The sequence below is a fragment of the Streptomyces gottesmaniae genome (assembly GCF_031845845.1).
Lineage (GTDB): Bacteria > Actinomycetota > Actinomycetes > Streptomycetales > Streptomycetaceae > Streptomyces > Streptomyces akebiae.
Genome location: NZ_JAVRFJ010000009.1, coordinates 196,653 through 213,808, shown reverse-complemented (window position 1 = coordinate 213,808; position 17,156 = coordinate 196,653). Strand labels below are relative to the sequence as shown.

Annotated in this window: 13 protein-coding genes; 7 read left to right on the top strand and 6 right to left on the bottom strand. The window is 72.0% G+C overall.

Annotated features, from left to right (window positions below; all coding sequences use genetic code 11):
• Positions 1-93 precede the first annotated feature (93 nt).
• The 4 genes from RM704_RS13205 to RM704_RS13190 all read right to left on the bottom strand — a co-directional run bounded on the left by RM704_RS13205 (position 94) and on the right by RM704_RS13190 (position 5,606).
• The gene (locus RM704_RS13205) at positions 94-834 is read right to left on the bottom strand and encodes an ATP-binding cassette domain-containing protein (RefSeq protein WP_078937078.1); all 741 of its coding nucleotides are present in this window, start codon (positions 832-834) and stop codon (positions 94-96) included.
• Positions 831-1,862 (bottom strand): ABC transporter ATP-binding protein, encoded by a 1,032-nt coding sequence (locus RM704_RS13200; protein ID WP_033527018.1) that lies wholly within the window; start codon positions 1,860-1,862, stop codon positions 831-833. Before RM704_RS13200 ends, RM704_RS13205 begins: the two co-directional genes overlap by 4 nt.
• Positions 1,863-2,094: 232 nt before the next feature.
• Entirely contained in the window at positions 2,095-3,882 is a 1,788-nt protein-coding gene (locus RM704_RS13195; RefSeq protein ID WP_311590568.1) for an ABC transporter permease subunit, read from the bottom strand.
• A gap of 233 nt (positions 3,883-4,115) precedes the next feature.
• A complete protein-coding gene (locus RM704_RS13190; protein WP_033526867.1) occupies positions 4,116-5,606 on the bottom strand; it encodes an ABC transporter substrate-binding protein in 1,491 nt (496 codons plus the stop codon).
• Positions 5,607-5,769: 163 nt separating this feature from the next.
• Between RM704_RS13190 and RM704_RS13185 the strand changes: the two genes are divergently transcribed.
• Complete coding sequence (locus RM704_RS13185; RefSeq protein WP_033526868.1) at positions 5,770-6,348, top strand: DUF4240 domain-containing protein; 579 nt, start codon at positions 5,770-5,772, stop codon at positions 6,346-6,348.
• A gap of 15 nt (positions 6,349-6,363) precedes the next feature.
• Here the strand turns inward: RM704_RS13185 and RM704_RS13180 are convergent, their stop codons facing one another.
• Positions 6,364-7,566 carry a PucR family transcriptional regulator gene (locus tag RM704_RS13180; protein WP_033526869.1) on the bottom strand — a complete coding sequence of 401 codons (1,203 nt, stop codon included), beginning with the start codon at positions 7,564-7,566 and terminating at the stop codon, positions 6,364-6,366.
• A 221-nt stretch (positions 7,567-7,787) separates the two neighbouring features.
• On the opposite strand from RM704_RS13180, the gene RM704_RS13175 reads away from it, so the two are divergent.
• From RM704_RS13175 to RM704_RS13165, 3 genes are all read left to right on the top strand, one after another.
• Positions 7,788-8,714 (top strand): proline dehydrogenase family protein, encoded by a 927-nt coding sequence (locus tag RM704_RS13175; RefSeq protein WP_033526870.1) that lies wholly within the window; start codon positions 7,788-7,790, stop codon positions 8,712-8,714.
• Positions 8,715-8,764: 50 nt separating this feature from the next.
• On the top strand, positions 8,765-10,396 hold the full coding sequence (pruA, locus tag RM704_RS13170; RefSeq protein ID WP_033526871.1) for an L-glutamate gamma-semialdehyde dehydrogenase: 1,632 nt from the start codon (positions 8,765-8,767) through the stop codon (positions 10,394-10,396).
• Between the two features lie 326 nt (positions 10,397-10,722).
• The gene (locus RM704_RS13165) at positions 10,723-10,854 is read left to right on the top strand and encodes a hypothetical protein (RefSeq protein ID WP_005479955.1); all 132 of its coding nucleotides are present in this window, start codon (positions 10,723-10,725) and stop codon (positions 10,852-10,854) included.
• A 155-nt stretch (positions 10,855-11,009) separates the two neighbouring features.
• Here RM704_RS13165 and RM704_RS13160 read toward each other — a convergent pair whose 3' ends face one another.
• A complete protein-coding gene (locus RM704_RS13160; RefSeq protein ID WP_033526872.1) occupies positions 11,010-12,584 on the bottom strand; it encodes a purple acid phosphatase family protein in 1,575 nt (524 codons plus the stop codon).
• A 142-nt stretch (positions 12,585-12,726) separates the two neighbouring features.
• Here RM704_RS13160 and RM704_RS13155 point away from each other — a divergent pair, with 142 nt between their 5' ends.
• The 3 genes from RM704_RS13155 (at position 12,727) to cimA (ending at position 17,144) form a co-directional block, all read left to right on the top strand.
• The gene (locus RM704_RS13155; RefSeq protein WP_033526873.1) at positions 12,727-13,770 is read left to right on the top strand and encodes a 3-isopropylmalate dehydrogenase; all 1,044 of its coding nucleotides are present in this window, start codon (positions 12,727-12,729) and stop codon (positions 13,768-13,770) included.
• A 249-nt stretch (positions 13,771-14,019) separates the two neighbouring features.
• Positions 14,020-15,105 carry a branched-chain amino acid aminotransferase gene (locus tag RM704_RS13150; protein WP_033526874.1) on the top strand — a complete coding sequence of 362 codons (1,086 nt, stop codon included), beginning with the start codon at positions 14,020-14,022 and terminating at the stop codon, positions 15,103-15,105.
• 434 nt (positions 15,106-15,539) lie between these two features.
• On the top strand, positions 15,540-17,144 hold the full coding sequence (gene cimA / locus RM704_RS13145) for a citramalate synthase (RefSeq protein WP_033526875.1): 1,605 nt from the start codon (positions 15,540-15,542) through the stop codon (positions 17,142-17,144).
• Positions 17,145-17,156 lie beyond the last annotated feature (12 nt).

Sequence of the window (17,156 nt, the reverse complement as noted above, 5' to 3'; positions counted from 1 at the left end):
GCGTGCCGCGCGGAAGCCCGCGCACTGGACGTACTTGGGCTTTCGCGCGGTGCGGCGATGGCGTGCCGGGCGTCGCGACGCCGCGAAGATCCATCAGAAGCGCCCTAGGCTGCCCCGGCCGGCGCGGCCGGCGCGGCCGGCGGCCGGGGCCGGAGCCGGTACGAGTCTCCCGGCGCGCATCTCGATCGAGCGGTCGGCGAAGTGGCGTACGACCGCGCGGTCGTGGCAGATGAAGAGGTACCCGAGGTTCAGCTCGTCCTGGAGGTCGGCGAGCAGGTTGAGGACGCCGGCCCGGATGGAGGGGTCCAGGGCGGACACCGGCTCGTCGAGGACCAGCAGACGGGGCTCGGACGCCAGAGCCCGCGCGATGCCGACCCGTTGGCACTGACCGCCGGACAACTCGTGCGGGAAGCGGTCGCCGAGAGCCGGGTCCAGACCGACCCGGTCCAGAAGCCCGGCGACCCGTGTGGGACCCGTGGCGTCCCAGCGGCCCTGGACGCGCAGGGGTTCCGCCACCGCTTCCCGGACGCGACGGCGAGGGCTGAGCGAGCCGTACGGGTCCTGGAAGACCGGCTGCATACGAGGCCGGAGCGGGCGCAGCTCGCGTTCGCTGAGCGAGGTCAACTCCTGGCCCTCGAAGCGGACTCGGCCGGCGTCCGGGCGGCGCAGTCGGAGCACGGCGGCGACCGTGGAGGACTTCCCGCAGCCGGACGGACCGTTCAGGGCCAGGGTCTCGCCCGCGTCCACCGTGAAGGACACCCGGTCGACGGCTGTGACCGGGCCGTAGCGGACGACCAGGTCGCGCACGTCGAGCAGAGGGGCGTTCGGGTTCACGCTGGCTCCAGGAACAACTCGGTCGCGGGGTGGGGGACTTCGTCCCAGCGGTGGCAGGAGACCTCGTGACCGTCGTCGGCCGTCGAGGTCCGCGGTTCCTCGTGACGGCAGCGGTCCTCGACGAGCGGGCAGCGCGGCGCGAAGGCGCAGCCCGGCGGGAGGGCGTCGGGCGCGGGCGGGGAACCCGGGATGGAGGGCAGCCGACGGCGACGGTGACGACGACCGGCGAGGCGCGGACCGTCGCCGCGGCTGTCGCCGTGTCCGTGCCCGTGGCCGTCGCGGTCGCCGTCGTCCGGCGGCAGCGACGCCAGCAGGCCCGCCGTGTACGGCGCTCGCGGGCGACCCCACACGGCCGCCGCCGGGCCCTGTTCGACCTGACGTCCGGCGTACATGACCAGCACGCGGTCGGCGTGCTCCCGGACCACACCGAGGTCATGGGTGACCAGCACGAGCGCGGCGCCGACGGCCTCCCGCTGCGCGGCGAGGACTCGCAGGACCTGTTCCTGGAGTTCCGCGTCGAGGGCGGTCGTGGGCTCGTCCGCGACGACGACATCCGGTTCGTTGATCGTCGCCATGGCGATCACGGCCCGCTGGCGCATACCGCCGGAGTACTCGTGCGGATACGCCCGCGCCCGGCGCACGGCATCGGGGATGCCCACCCGGTCGAGCGCGGCGACCGCCCGGGCACGGGCCTCCTTGCGGGAGACGCCCGCCACCGACCGTACGGCCGCGGCGAGTTGGTCACCCACCGGGTGCACGGGGGAGAGCGCCGACAACGCGTCCTGGGGCACCAGGGCGATACGCCGGCCCCGTTGGGCGGCGAGGTCCGCCTCCCCGCGCAGCCGTACGGTTCCGCTGCTCGTCGCACCCTCGGGCAGCATCCCGAGCAGCGCCCGCGCCGTGAGGGACTTGCCCGCGCCCGACTCGCCGACCAGGGCGAGCACCTCGCGCGGCCGGACGTCGAAGGACAGTCCGCGCACGGCCTCGACCCCGTCGAACGCGATCCGCAGCCCGCGGACCGAGAGCAGGACGTCGGCCGCCGACGGCGAAGGAGACGCCGTCGGCGCGTCCGACCTCGGCGGCACGTCGGACGCCGGTGGCACGTCGGACGCCGGTGGCACATGGGACTGCGGTGGCACGTCGGACGCCGGTGGCACGTGGGACGCCGGTGACACATGGGACTCCGGTGGCAGGTAGGACTGCGGTGGCCCGTCGGACCCCGGCGGGACGTCCTTCGGCGGGAGGCCCCCGGGCGGCACGTCAGACCTCGGCTGCGACTTCAACGGACGTCTTTCCCTTCCCATGGTGTGCCCGACCGGGTTTCCGCGTGCGGCGAGCCGTCCGCGATTGCGCGTACGCCGCCCCCGACACCGCCAGACCGGCCAGCACGGCCAGGGCGACCGCCGGTGCCAGGGCCGCCCACGGCGCGCGTTCCACGTACGCGCGCGATTCGTCGAGGAGCAACCCCCACTCCGGGGTGGGCGGTTGGGCTCCGAGGCCCAGGAAGCCCAGGGATGCGAGGGCGAGGGCGATGCCCGGGAGACGCAGGACGGCGTGGCGGGCGACGGGGGCGGCGACCGACGGGAGGACGTGTCGGGTGAGGATCCACCACGGGCTCGCGCCGATGGCCCGTTGCGCGGTCAGGAACGCGGACGCGCGGACCTCCTGCACCAGCGCCGCCGCGTGGGCGGACAGGGCGGGCCAGGAGATCAGCGCCACGGCGAGGGCCGCGCCGCCCGTGCCGGGGCCGGCCGCCGCGGCGACGAGGATGCCGACGATCACCGGGGGCAGCGCGTTCGCGATGTCCGCCGCGCCCGCCGCCACCCGGGGCAGGAAGCCGAGCGCCAGGGAGACGAGGAGGCTCAGCGCGCAGACCGCCGCCGCCGTGCCGACCGTGGCGGCCGCGCCGTGGCCGAGGCGGGCCAGGACGTCGCGGCCGAGCCCGTCCGTGCCGAGCGGGTGCGCCCAGGACGGCGGGAGGAGGCGGGCGGTGGTGTCCACGGCGTACGGGTCGCGCAGCAGACCCCAGCCGATGGTGATCAGGAGGACGGCCGCCAGGGTCAGCGGTATCGCCGGGTGGGCGCGGACCGGGCGGGCCGGCGGCAGGGTGAGGCCCGCGTCGCGCAGGGCCGGGCCGAGGAGCCGGCGCCGGACGAGGGCGGCCAGGGCGCCCGCGACCAGGCCCAGGGCGAGGAGGGCGAGGACCGCGCCCTGGAGGAGGGGCAGGTCCTGGGACTTGGCCGCGCCCAGTGCGGTCCGGCCGATGCCGGGCACGGCGAACACCATCTCCACGGCGACCGCGCCGCCGGTCAGGCCGACGGCGGCCATGCCGAACTGCGGTACCAGGGGCGGCAGTACGCGGCGCAGCGCGGCCGCCGAGACCCGGGCCCGGCTCACGCCCGCGCCCCGCCACAGCTCCACCCAGCGTTCGTCGAGCACGGCGGGCAGCGCGTCGGCGACCAGGCGGCCCAGCAGACCGCCGGCCGGGACACCGAGCGCGATCGCGGGCAGCACCAGGTACTGCGGGCCCGCCCAGCCGGACGTCGGCAGCCAGCCCAGCCAGACCCCGCAGACCAGCAGCGCCACCGTGGCCAGCAGGAACTCGGGGACGGCGGCGAGCATCGCGGCGAAGGCGCCGGCCGACCCCCGGCCCCGGACGAGCACCGGGGCGACCAGGACGCAGGCCAGCAGGAGCGCGACGACGAAGGCGGTGCCCATCAGGCTCAGGGAGACCTGCAGGCCGGAGACCACCGAGGGCAGTACGTCCGTGCCCGACACCCATGACGTGCCGAGGTCGCCGCGCAGCAGCCCGGAGGCCCAGCCCCCCAACAGGGAGAGGGGCCCCGCGCCCAGGCCCAGGTCCTCGCGGATCGCGGCCAGCGCCTCGGGCGTCGCCTCCTGCTCGGCCGACCGGGCGCGCAGCACGGTCAGCGCGGGATCACGGCCGGACAGCCACGGGAGCAGACCGACGACGGTCAGCACTGCGAGGAGACAGCCGAGACGGGTCAGCCCGGCGGGACCGACCAGCGGTTCGGCGAAGTGTCGCACCCGCCCCCGCACTCGCCCCCGCACCCGCCCCCGCACCGGCCCCCGCCCCGGACCGGAGTCCCTGGCACCCCCCGTCCGTCGGACGGGTCCGGCCGACTCCGCCGCGGAACGGCCCCTCCGCGCCGCGCTCGCACTCTGCGCGCTCGCACCCTCTGTGCTGGCAGCATCCGTGCCCGCACTCTCCGCGACGCGCGTGCCGCGTGCCGCCTCGGTCGGTTCCCCTGCGGACGCGCTCACTTGACGTAGGTGTCCGCCGTGACCAGCTCCCGCTCGCGCGGGTCGTGGGCCGCGTCCACGACTCCGGCCGCGTCGCCCTGGATCACGCGCTCGTGGAGCATCGGCACGGCCGCGTCGGTGGTGAGGACGGCGGCCTCGGCGTCGATGACGGCCTGTCGGCGGGCGTCACCGGCGGCGGTGTCGGAGGCCCGGTCGAGGGCGGTGTCGACGGTCTTGTCGGCGAGCTGGGAGATGTTGAAGGAGCCGTCGGAGGCGAAGTCGCTGTAGAGGTACGCGGCCGGGTCGCCGGAGTCCAGAACGGTCGCCCGGGAGAGGATGAAGGCGTCGAACTCGCCCGCGAGCGCGTCGGACTCGATGTTGGCGTACTCGCGGACGTCGAGCTTCACCTTGAACCCGGCCTTCTGCAGCTGCTGTTGCAGGGTGGCGGCGACCTCGGGCAGCTCGGCGCGGTCGGTGAACGTGCCGATGGTGATGGCCGCGCCGTCCGGGTCCCCCGCCTCGGCGCGCTTCAGCGGGGACCGCAGCCCGGCCGCCCACGGGAGCGCGGGCCCGAGCAGCCCCTCGGCGACGTCGGCACGCCCCTCGTACACGCCCTCGACGATCGACTCGACGTCGAGGGCCTCGCGGGCGGCGGCGCGCAGCGAGGCGTCCTTGAAGACGCCCTTCTCGGTGTTCAGATACAGGGTGTTGGTGCGGGGCATCGGGACCTCGGTGATCAGGTCCTGGTCGAGCACGGCGGCCTGCGACACCGGGACCGCCTCGACGATGTCGGCCTCGCCGCTGCGCAGGGAGGCCGCGCGGGCGGTGCCGTCCGGTACGAACTTCACGTCGATACCAGGGGCCTTGGCCTTGTCGCCCCAGTAGTCGTCGTAGCGGTCGAGGGCGGCGGAGGCGGTGCCGTTGACCTCGGTCAGTTCGAAGGGGCCGGTGCCGGCGCCGAGCGGGTTCACCGTCTTGCCCTCGTACGCCTTCGCCGCGAGGATCGACAGCTGCGGCGAGCTGAGGCGCTGCGGGACCAGCGGGTCCTCGACCGCCGTGGTGACGGTGACGGTGTCGGCGTCGGCCTTCGCCGTCAGGTCCACGCCGTCGAGGATGCGCGGCTTGGGGGCCGCGGTGGCCGCCTCGGTGAGCGAGTTGACGACGGCCTCACCGGTCAGCTTCGTACCGTCGTGGAACGTCACGCCCTCCCGGATCGTGAACGTCCACGTCCTGCCCGAGCGCTTCCACCCGGTGGCGAGCGCGGGTCGCGCGTCGCCCTCCGCGTCCAGTTTCACCAGGGTCTCGGCAGTCGACCAGCGCGACAGCTTGAACGCGTCGTCGGAGAGCGGGGACAGGCCCGAGCGGGGCGGCAGCATCATCGCGACCCGTATCCGCTTGCCCTCGCTCCCGGCCTCCTCGGGGCTCGTCGCCGAGAAGCAGCCCGTGAGCAGGGCGGAGGTCGCGGTGGTGACTGCGGTGAGGGGGACGAAACGGGCCGGGAGGCGCACGGGACACTCCGAGTACAGGGGTGGTCAAAGTTTCAACGTGCCAGACCGTAGCATGATGACAATCATTTTCAGAAGTGCGCTTTCACGCCACCACGATGCCGCCACACGACCCCCTCCATCGGTGGCCGGTCGCGTTGTCAGTGCCGCCTGTCATGGTGGGGACGTGGACGACGAGACCTTCTGGGACGCGATCGAGGGCTGCCGACGGGTGACGCGGGACCCCGACGAGCGGTTGGAGTGGCTGCGCGGGCGGTTGGCGGGCCGGCCGGAGACCGAGATCCTGCGCTTCCAGGCGAGCCTGGACCGGGTGGTGGCCCCCACGCTCACCTGGGACCTGTGGGGCGCGGCCGACCGGATCATGGGCTGGTGCTCCGACGACAGCTTCTTCTACTTCCGACTTTGGCTCGTCGGGCTGGGCCGGGACGGGTTCGACCGTGTCACACGTGATCCGGACTCGTTGGCCGACGTGCCCGGGGTGCGGCGGCTCGTGGGCCGCTCGTCGCAGGTCTGGGACGACGAGGAATGGCTCGAGTGGGAGGAGTTGGACTATGTCGCCGTGCGGGCCTACGAACACGTCACGGGTCGTACGGCGGACGACTTCTACGCGGCCGTGGAGAGCCTCGGCGACGACCCCGAGCCCATGGACCCCGCCGGCGAGCGCTGGGACGCGCGCGACGACGAGGAGTCGCACCGTCGCCTGCCGCGCCTCAGCGCGCTGTTCCCGCTCTCCCCGGCGAGTTGACGTCCCCGGGAGGCCTCACAGTCGCGCCCCCTTCAGCGCCATGTGCAGCAGCAGACGGTCCTCGCCGTCGGTCAGGCGCAGACCCGTGAGTTGCTCGACGCGGGAGAGGCGGTAGTAGAGGGTCTGACGGTGGATGCCCAACTCGGCGGCCGTCCGCCCCGCTTGGCCCGCGTGGTCGAGGAAGACCTCGGCGGTGCGGGCGAGTTCACGGTGGGCGGGGGTGAGGAGGGTGCGCACGGCGGGGTCCTGGGGGAGGCCGGGAGGCAACGCGGTCAGCAGCCGGTACGGGCCGATGGAGCGCCACTCGGCGATCGGGCCCAGCCCCGGTTCCGCCAGCGCCGCCCGGGCCGCAGCCGAGGCCTCCCGCCAGTCGGTGCCCAGTTCGGCGAGGCCGGCGCGGGCCCCCGAGACGCCCGCCGCCGCGTGCGCGCCCGCGCGTTCCAACAGCCGGGCGGCGGCGGTGAGCGCCGGGCCCGGTACGTCGGCCGAGCGCAGCCGTACCAGCAGGGCCAGGCCCTGGCCCGCCGCGCCCCACGGCACCGTGCACAGCGCGGTCGCCCCCGGCACCGTACGGAAGGACGGCGCGTCGTCCGGGTCGGGACGCGGCCAGGGGGCCACGCACACCAGCGCGTGGACGCCGTCGCCGCGGGGACCCAGTGCCGCGCGCAGCTCCGCCACGGCCATGTCGCGCTCCCAGTCGCGCTCGGCGGTGAGCACCGCGCGCAGCTCGCGGGTGAGATCTGCGCCTGCCTGGGCCTCGTCCGCGAGCAGGGCGCCGATGCGGGAGGCCACCGCCATGGCGGCGGACAGCTGGGCGTCGGTGGGGCCCGGATCGCCGTCCAGGAGCCAGACGTAACCGAGGACGACCCCCCGATGGCGTACCGGGAGGCAGACCCGCCCCCGGAGCACCCCCGCCTCCGGCGTCGGCGGGATCCGGACCGGGCCCGTCGCCCGGGTGATGCCGAAGCCCTCGAACCACTCCCGGACCGCCGTCGTGGAGCGGCGGGTCAGGATCGAGCGGGTGCGGACCGGGTCCAGGGCCGACGGATCGAGCTCGCCCTCGCTGTCGTACGCGCCGAAGGCGATCAGCTCGAAGTCGCGGTTCTCCAGCGTCGCCGGGGCGCCGAGCAGCGCGGAGATCTCGTCGACGAGGTCCTGGTAGCCACCCAGGGGGTGGGGCGATGCGGATTCCGGCGTCACCCGGGCATTCTCGCGCACGCCGCGAAGGCACTGACGAGTCCTTGCCGATGCCGTCGCCGCTGCCCTCGCCGATGTCCCGCGGCCTGACCGCCCGCACTCCCGCCACGTGCCCCACCCCAGGCCTTCATACATCTGTCTGAGATCTGCGGCACGGATACGTGACAGCTGTCGATGGTCGGCGAACGGGAGGATCCTTAGGTTTCACGGTGGTTCTATCTGCTGGTTTGTGGAGGTGCCCCGTGCTGGGTCCCGTGATTCTCGCCGCGTCGCGCAGCGACCGGATACGACGCCTGATCTCGGCGGCGCCCGTGACCAAGCAGGTCGTCGACCGCTTCATCCCCGGTGAGCGCGTGGACGACATCGTCCCCGTCGTCCGGGAGCTCACCGGCCGCGGTCTCGACGTGACGATGGACGTCGTCGGCGAGGACATCACCCGCCCGGAGCAGGCGGCCGCCGCCCGCGACGCCTATCTGGAGCTGATCGACCGGCTGAAGGAGCTGGAGCTCGGCGAGCGCGCCGAGATGTCCGTGAAGCTCTCCCTTTTCGGCCAGGCACTCGACGGCGGCCACGATCTGGCCCTGGCCAACGTCCGCCCGGTCGTCGAGGCCGCCGCCGAGATCGGGACGACGGTCACGCTCGACGCGGAGGACCACACGACCCTCGACTCGATGTTCGCCATCCACGACGAGCTGCGGCGGGACTTCCCGCAGACCGGCTGCGTCATCCAGGCCTATCTCTTCCGCACCGAGGCCGACGCCCGCCGCCTGGCCGAGAACGGCAGCCGGGTGAGGCTGGTGAAGGGCGCCTACAAGGAGCCCGCCGACGTGGCCTTCCAGCAGAAGGCCGAGATCGACAAGGCGTACGTCCGCGTCCTGAAGATCCTCATGGACGGGGAGGGGTACCCGATGATCGGGTCCCACGACCCGCGCCTCATCTCCATAGCCCAGGAACTCGCCCACCGCGCCGGACGCAAGCTCGACGAGTACGAGTTCCAGATGCTGTACGGCATCCGCGGCGACGAGCATCTGCGGCTCGCCGCCGAAGGACACCGCATGCGGGTCTACACCGCGTACGGCACGGACTGGTACGGCTACTTCATGCGCCGCCTCGCGGAGAAGCCCGCCAACCTGCGGTTCTTCCTCCGCGCCATGGTCAGCAAGGGCTGAGCCCGCACCACGGCTCGCCCCACACCGCTCAGTAAGGAGTTACGGAACCCATGGACGCTGTGACCCAGGTCCCCACCCCCGTCAACGAGCCGGTGCACGGCTACGCCCCCGGCTCGCCCGAGCGCGCCCGGCTGGAGGTCAAGCTGAAGGAGCTGGCCGAGAACCCGATCGACCTGCCGATGACCATCGGCGGCGAGAAGCGGATGGGCGGCGGTGACCGCTTCGACGTGGTGCAGCCGCACAACCACAAGGCCCGCCTCGGCACCTACGCCAACGCCACCGGGCAGGACGCCCAGGACGCCATCGACGCGGCCCTCGCCGCCGCGCCCGCCTGGCGCGCGATGTCCTTCGACGACCGCGCCGCGATCATCCTGCGCGCCGCCGACCTCCTCGCCGGCCCGTGGCGCGAGACGCTGGCCGCCTCCACCATGCTCGGCCAGTCGAAGACCGCCCAGCAGGCCGAGATCGACTGTCCCTGCGAGCTGGTCGACTTCTGGCGCTTCAACGTCAAGTACGCCCGTGACCTGCTCGCCGAGCAGCCCCCGGCCAACTCCCCGGGCGTGTGGAACCGCCTCGACCACCGCCCGCTGGAGGGCTTCGTCTACGCGATCACGCCGTTCAACTTCACGGCCATCGCGGGCAACCTGCCGACCGCCCCGGCGCTGATGGGCAACGTGGTGGTGTGGAAGCCGTCCCCGACGCAGACCCACGCCGCCGTCCTGCTCATGCGGCTGCTGGAGGAGGCGGGTCTGCCCAAGGGCGTCATCAACCTCGTCACGGGCGACGGCATCGAGGTCTCCAAGGTGGCCCTCGAACACCGTGACCTCGCCGGCATCCACTTCACCGGCTCGACCAAGACCTTCCAGTACCTGTGGAAGACGGTCGGCGCCAACATCGAGAAGTACCGGTCCTACCCCCGCCTCGTCGGCGAGACCGGCGGCAAGGACTTCGTGGTCGCGCACCCGAGCGCCGACCGCGCCGTGCTCAAGACCGCCCTCACCCGTGGCGCCTTCGAGTACCAGGGCCAGAAGTGCAGCGCGACCTCCCGGGCCTACATCCCGGCGTCGATCTGGAACTCCGGCTTCAAGGAGGAGTTCGCCGCCGAGGTCGAGTACCTGACCATGGGCGACGTCACCGATCTGTCCAACTTCATCGGCGCAGTCATCGACGAACGCTCCTTCGCCAAGAACAAGGCCGCCATCGACCGCGCCAAGTCCGACCCGACCTGCACGATCGTCGCCGGCGGCTCCTACGACGACTCGGTCGGCTACTTCGTCCGCCCGACCGTCGTCGAGTGCACCGACCCGACGAACGAGGTCTTCACCACCGAGTACTTCGGCCCGTTCCTCGCCGTGCACGTCTACGAGGACGACCGGTACGAGGAGATGCTGACCCAGATGGAGTCGGTGTCGGCGTACGCCCTGACGGGTTCGGTCATCTCGGGCGACCGCGCGGCCGCCGCGTACACGATGGACAAGCTCCGCTACGCGGCCGGCAACTTCTACATCAACGACAAGTCCACCGGCGCCGTCGTCGGCCAGCAGCCCTTCGGCGGCGGCCGTGCCTCCGGCACCAACGACAAGGCCGGTGCCCCCCAGAACCTGATGCGCTGGACCCTGACCCGAGCCATCAAGGAGACCCTGGTCCCGCCGACCGACTACTCGTACCCGCACATGGGCTGACGCCCGCCACCGACAGCGCGCCCGGCCCCTCCGTCGAGGAGGGGCCGGGCGCTGCCGTATCCGGGGGAATCCAAGAAAGCGCAGGTCAGAGGGGTGTGATCCAATCCACCGTCTCAGATAGTAGGAAGTCCGACTAATTGTGGAGACAGATGCGCCGCGCTCACCTAGCTTTGTAGGAGCCGAACGTCTCGCTCGATCCAGCGAATGGCGGACGTGAGCCGGAGCCCTAGGCAGGCAACCCCTGCGGCCCCGCTCCCCGCCCCATCCGGCGTCTCGCAACCCTCCCGTTTCCGTACTCCGGATTGCCTCGAAGGAGTCGATTCCCCATGGCCGAGACGACCGTCCGCCGCCGAGTCCGCCACGTTTCCCGGACCACCGAGTCCGACCGCAAGAACGCCGCAGCCGCCCTGCAGCGCGCCCTCGACCGCCGGGACAACGGCGGCTCGACCGGGCACTGAGCGCCCCACCAGCCGGGAGCCGCACCCGTTCGGGGTGCGGTGCGGCGAGTGGGACGACGACCTACGCGCCGTGCCGCGCCCCGAAGCGGCCTCACGAGCCGTCCGCGCCCCGCGCCGGACTCACGCTCCGCGCCGACTCATGTCCCGCGCCGCACTCATGCCCCGCGCCGCACCTCGAAGTGGTCGATGCGGTCGCCGTTCTGCGCCAGCGCCGACACCTTCAGAGCAGGTCGCGCACCGCCTGTGGCCTCCACCGAGAGCAGCGAGAACCCCCGGTAGCGCACCCGCGACCACTCCACCGTCTCCGCCTTCGACCTGCGCGACCTGGTCCACTCGAAGGTCTCCACGGCCTCATGGCGGGTGACGTGCCCCTCGTAGCTCTCCTTCACGCCTGAGGGGAAGCCGTACAGATCGCGCCCACCGCCGCCCGCCGTGACGTACACGATCCCGTCCCGGGTCGGGTCGGTCGACGCGCCGACCGGTACCGCCCTGCCGACCTCGCCGTCCTTGACGGCGTCGGTCCGCTCGTAGACGTGGTTGTGGCCGTTGATCACCAGGTCCACCTGGTGCTTCGCGAACAGCGGCAGCCACGCGTCACGGACTCCGCCGTCGGAGGCGTGCGCGGACGTCGAGTAGGCGCAGTGGTGGAAGAAGACGACGATGAAGTCCACGCCCTTCGCGGCCCTCAGCTCCCCCAGCTTCTTGTCCAGCCACTTGGTCTGCCGGCCGCCCGAGTAGCCGAGGTTGGCGGGGATCTCGTACGACACGTCGTTCGCGTCCAGCGCCACGAAGCCGACGTTGCCGTAGGTGAACGCGTACACCCCCGGCGCGGAACGGGGGTCGAAGCCGTTGTCCGGGAGGGACCAGCGGGCGAGTTGACCGCCGTAGCCGTCCGGCGAGTACCAGGCCTCCATGTCGTGGTTGCCGGTCGTCACCATCCACGGCACGGACCTGGCCACCGGCTCGTTCTGCTTGAGGAACAGGTCCCAGAACCCGGGGTCGTAGCCGTCCGACTCCACGCCCTTGCCGTTGCCGTTGGCGTAGCAGATGTCGCCGGCGTGGAGATGGAAGGCCGGCTTCTGACGGACGATCAGGTTGTCGTTCGCCGCCGCGGCCTTGCCGACGCCCTGGTCGCCGAAGGCGGTGAACACGAACTTCTCCGGTGCGGCGGGCGCCGTGCGGAAGGTGCCGATCGTGGAGCGGTGGGCGGGGGCGGCCGGGTCGAAGCCCTCGTGGCCGACGCCGTAGTAGTACGTCGTCCCGGGACGCAGGCCGTCCAGGGCCGCGTGCAGGTAGTACTGCTCCAGCTCCAGGCGCACTCCCTCGATCCCCGGCGTGTGCAGGTCGCGGACCTCCGCCTCGACCTTCCGGGTCAGCTCATCGGGCTTCAGGCCCACCCGCACGTACGGTTTCCGCACCGCGAGCGGCACCTGCCAGGAGATCCGCATCCGCGTCCTCGGGTCGCTGCCGAAGGCCAGATGACGCCCGAACGGGGTGACCACGGAACCGGGCGCCTTGGAGGTGGCGGGCGAGGGGGCCGACGTCGTCGCGTTCGGTGAGGCCGACGAATCGGAACCGCCGCAGCCGGTCAGCAGCCCGCCCGCCGCCAGTGAGCCGGCGGTCACCAGCGTGCGGCGCCGTGACAGCTTCGTACGCAGGTACTCGTGCTGCTCGGCCATGCTCATCCGGCGCGCGAGCTGCGGCGGGATGCCGAAGTCGGGTATATCCATGTCGACGAAGTTCCCAGCGAATTCCAACACCCGCCCCCCGTACGGGTGAACGCGTGGTGACGTGTGGGCAGCGTCACCCGACCGTGCGTCCGTATCGCGGACACCTTGTGTCATCCCGTGGGACCAGGAGTACGGTGCCGTCATGTCTCGCAGCCTCAATCTCGCAGTGATCCCCGGTGACGGCATCGGTCAGGAAGTCGTGGCCCAGGGGCTCAAGGTCCTCTCCGCCGTCCTTCCGCAGGATGTGAAGCTGGAGACCAAGGAGTACGACTTCGGCGCCCAGCGCTACCACGCCACCGGTGAGACCCTCACCGACGCCGACCTCGACGCGCTGAAGCGGCACGACGCGATCCTGCTGGGCGCGATCGGCGACCCGAGCGTCCCCTCCGGGGTCCTGGAGCGCGGCTTCCTGCTCAAGCTCCGCTTCGCCTTCGACCACCACGTGAACCTGCGCCCGTCGAAGCTGCTCCCGGGTGTCGCCACCCCGCTCGCCGGCCAGCCCGAGATCGACTTCGTCGTGGTCCGTGAGGGCACCGAGGGCCCGTACACCGGCAACGGCGGCACCATCCGCAAGGGCACCGAGCACGAGGTCGCCACCGAGGTCTCGGTGAACACGGCCTTCGGTGTCGAGCGCGTGGTCCGTGACGCGTTCGCCCGCGCCCAGGCCCGCCCGCGCAAGAAGCTCACCCTCGTCCACAAGAACAACGTGCTGACCTTCGCCGGTCACCTGTGGACGAACATCTTCAACAAGGTGGCCGAGGAGTTCCCCGAGGTCACCACCGACTACATCCACGTCGACGCGGCCACGATCTACCTGGTCACCGACCCGGCCCGGTTCGACGTCATCGTCACCGACAACCTCTTCGGTGACATCATCACCGACCTCGCCGCGGCCGTCTCCGGCGGCATCGGCGTCGCGGCCTCCGGCAACATCAACCCCTCCGGCGACTTCCCGTCCATGTTCGAGCCCGTGCACGGCTCGGCCCCGGACATTGCCGGCCAGGGCAAGGCCGACCCCTCCGCCACGGTCCTGTCCGTCGCCCTGCTCCTGCGCCACCTCGGCTACGAGGCCGAGGCCACGGCGATCGAGGAGGCCGTCTCCGCCGACCTCGCGGAGCGCGTCGGGAAGCCCGCCCGTTCGACGGCCGAGATCGGCGACGCCCTCGCCGTACGAGTAGCCGGCTGACCCGCCGCGCCACTCGAGATCTTTCGAAGCCGCCGGGTCGCTACCGCACCCGGCGGCTTCCGCATGTCCCCGCCGGGTGCCACCATCATCCCCGGGTCGCATTCACGCCGTTTTCTTCCGCCGACTCCGCTTGCGATAATCGAACGCGGAGCCGCCGAACGAGGGAATGCTCGGACGCCCTAGCACTCGCCACTGGAGTACGGATGTGAGCGCGGCCCGTCACACACAACCGGTGAAGGACACCCACTCATGACGCCCACGATCGAGCTCAAGCCCTCCGCCAGTCCGCTCTCCGACGCCGAGCGCGACGCGGTTCTGGCCAACCCCGGTTTCGGCCGCCACTTCACCGACCACATGGTCGTCATCAAGTGGACCGAGGGTCGTGGCTGGCACGACGGCCAGCTCGTTCCGTACGCGCCGCTCTCCCTGGACCCGGCCACCATGGTCCTGCACTACGCCCAGGAGATCTTCGAGGGACTGAAGGCCTACCGGCAGCCCGACGGCTCCGTCGCCACCTTCCGTCCGGAGAAGAACGCCAGGCGCTTCCAGGCCTCCGCCCGTCGGCTCGGTATGCCGGAACTGCCGGTCGAGACGTTCATCGAGGCCTGCGACGTGCTGGTGAAGCAGGACCAGGGCTGGGTCCCCGCCCACGGGGGCGAGGAGTCCCTCTACCTCCGCCCCTTCATGATCGCCACCGAGGTCGGCCTGGGCGTCAAGCCGGCGGGCGAGTACCTCTTCCTGGTGATCGCCTCCCCGGCCGGCGCCTACTTCCCCGGCGGAGTGCAGCCGGTCTCGATCTGGGTCTCCGAGGACCACGTCCGCGCCGTGCCCGGCGGCATGGGCGACGCCAAGACCGGCGGCAACTACGCCGCCTCCCTCCTCGCCCAGGCCGAGGCGGCGGCCGAGGGCTGCGCCCAGGTCTGCTACCTCGACGCGGTCGAGCGCAAGTGGGTCGAGGAACTCGGCGGCATGAACCTGTACTTCGTGTACGGCGACCGCATCGTCACCCCCTCCCTCACCGGCTCCATCCTGGAGGGCGTCACCCGCGACTCCCTGCTGACGGTCGCCGCCGACCTCGGCTACACCGCCGAGGAGGGCCGGATCTCCATCGACCAGTGGCAGGCCGACTCCGAGAGCGGCGCCCTCACCGAGGTCTTCGCCTGCGGTACGGCCGCCGTCATCACCCCCGTCGGCACGGTCAAGCGCACCGGCGCCGCCTGGCAGCAGTCCGGCGGCGAGCCCGGTCCCGTCACCCTCAAGCTCCGCGAGGCGCTGCTGAACATCCAGCGCGGCACGGCCGAGGACAAGCACGGCTGGATGCACGAGCTGGGCTGACGCCGGCCGTCGATTCCCTCCGGGGCCGCCACGGACGATGCGTCCGCGGCGGCCCTGCCGCGCTCGGGGAGAACGGCGCAGACCGCCGAGGACCTCGTCGCGACGACCGTGAAGTGATCAGCGCGCTGTTCGCATCCTGAGACGGACGGTGAGCACGGGGACGGTCTGTGCCAGACTGCCCCCGTGCTCTCGTTCGCCATGATTATCGGCAGCAGGCGCGCCGGTCCGCAGTGACCGCCACGTACGACCACGTACGGGCGGACACCGTCGTCCTCGACCCGCGCGCAGACCTCTCGCACCCGCGAGGGGTTTTTCGCTTTTCTGGCCCACCTTCAGCCGGGAGCGCAGCGTGAGGGAGCATTGGGGGCGGTGGAGCCGGTCATTCCGGTACAGACCGTGATCCAGCGGGATCCAACAGCAGGAGCCTTGACACCATGACGGAAACCAGCGAACTCGACGACTCCTTCCACGTCTTCGACACCACCCTGCGCGACGGCGCCCAGCGCGAGGGCATCAACCTCACCGTCGCGGACAAGCTGGCCATCGCACGGCACCTGGACGACTTCGGCGTCGGCTTCATCGAGGGCGGCTGGCCCGGCGCGAACCCGCGCGACACCGAGTTCTTCGCCCGCGCGCAGAAGGAGATCGACTTCAAGCACGCCCAGCTGGTGGCGTTCGGCGCCACCCGCCGCGCGGGCGGCAAGGCCAGTGAGGACCCGCAGGTCAAGGCCCTGCTCGACTCCGGCGCCCCGGTGATCACCCTGGTCGCCAAGTCCCACGACCGTCATGTGGAACTCGCCCTGCGCACCACGCTCGACGAGAACCTGGAGATGGTCCGCGACACCGTCTCCCACCTCCGCTCCGAGGGCCGCCGGGTCTTCGTCGACTGCGAGCACTTCTTCGACGGCTACCGGGCCAACCCCCAGTACGCCAAGGCCGTCGTCCGCGCCGCCGCCGAGGCCGGCGCCGACGTGGTGATCCTCTGCGACACCAACGGCGGCATGCTGCCGGCGCAGGTCCAGGCCGTCGTCGCGACCGTGCTGGCCGACACCGGCGCCCGCCTCGGCATCCACGCCCAGGACGACACCGGCTGCGCGGTCGCCAACACCCTGGCCGCCGTCGACGCCGGCGCCACCCACGTCCAGTGCACCGCCAACGGTTACGGCGAGCGCGTCGGCAACTCCAACCTCTTCCCGGTCGTCGCCGCCCTGGAGCTGAAGTACGGCAAGAAGGTCCTCCCCGAGGGCGCCCTGCGCGAGATGACGCGGATCTCGCACGCGATCGCCGAGGTCGTCAACCTCACCCCCTCCACCCACCAGCCCTACGTCGGTGTCTCGGCGTTCGCGCACAAGGCCGGCCTGCACGCGTCCGCGATCAAGGTCGACCCGGACCTGTACCAGCACATCGACCCCGAGCAGGTCGGCAACACCATGCGGATGCTGGTCTCCGACATGGCGGGCCGTGCCTCCATCGAGCTCAAGGGCAAGGAGCTGGGCGTCGATCTCGGCGACGACCGGGAGCTGGTCGGCCGGGTCGTCGAGCGGGTCAAGGAGCGCGAACTACGGGGCTACACCTACGAGGCCGCGGACGCCAGCTTCGAGATCCTCCTGCGCGACGAGGTCGCGGGCAAGCCGCAGCGGTACTTCCGCACGGAGTCCTGGCGGGCCATCGTCGAGGACCGCCCCGACGGCAGCCACGCCAACGAGGCCACCGTCAAGCTGTGGGCCAAGAGCGAGCGCATCGTCGCCACGGCCGAGGGCAACGGCCCCGTCAACGCGCTCGACCGCGCCCTGCGCGTCGCCCTGGAGAAGATCTACCCCCAGCTCGCCAAGCTGGAGCTGGTCGACTACAAGGTCCGCATCCTGGAGGGCAAGCACGGCACCAACTCCACGACGCGTGTGCTGATCTCCACCACGGACGGTGCGGGGGAGTGGTCCACGGTCGGTGTCGCCGAGAACGTCATCGCCGCGTCCTGGCAGGCGCTGGAGGACGCGTACACCTACGGGTTGCTGCGCGCGGGTGTCGAACCGGCGGAGTGATCGGCCGCGAGT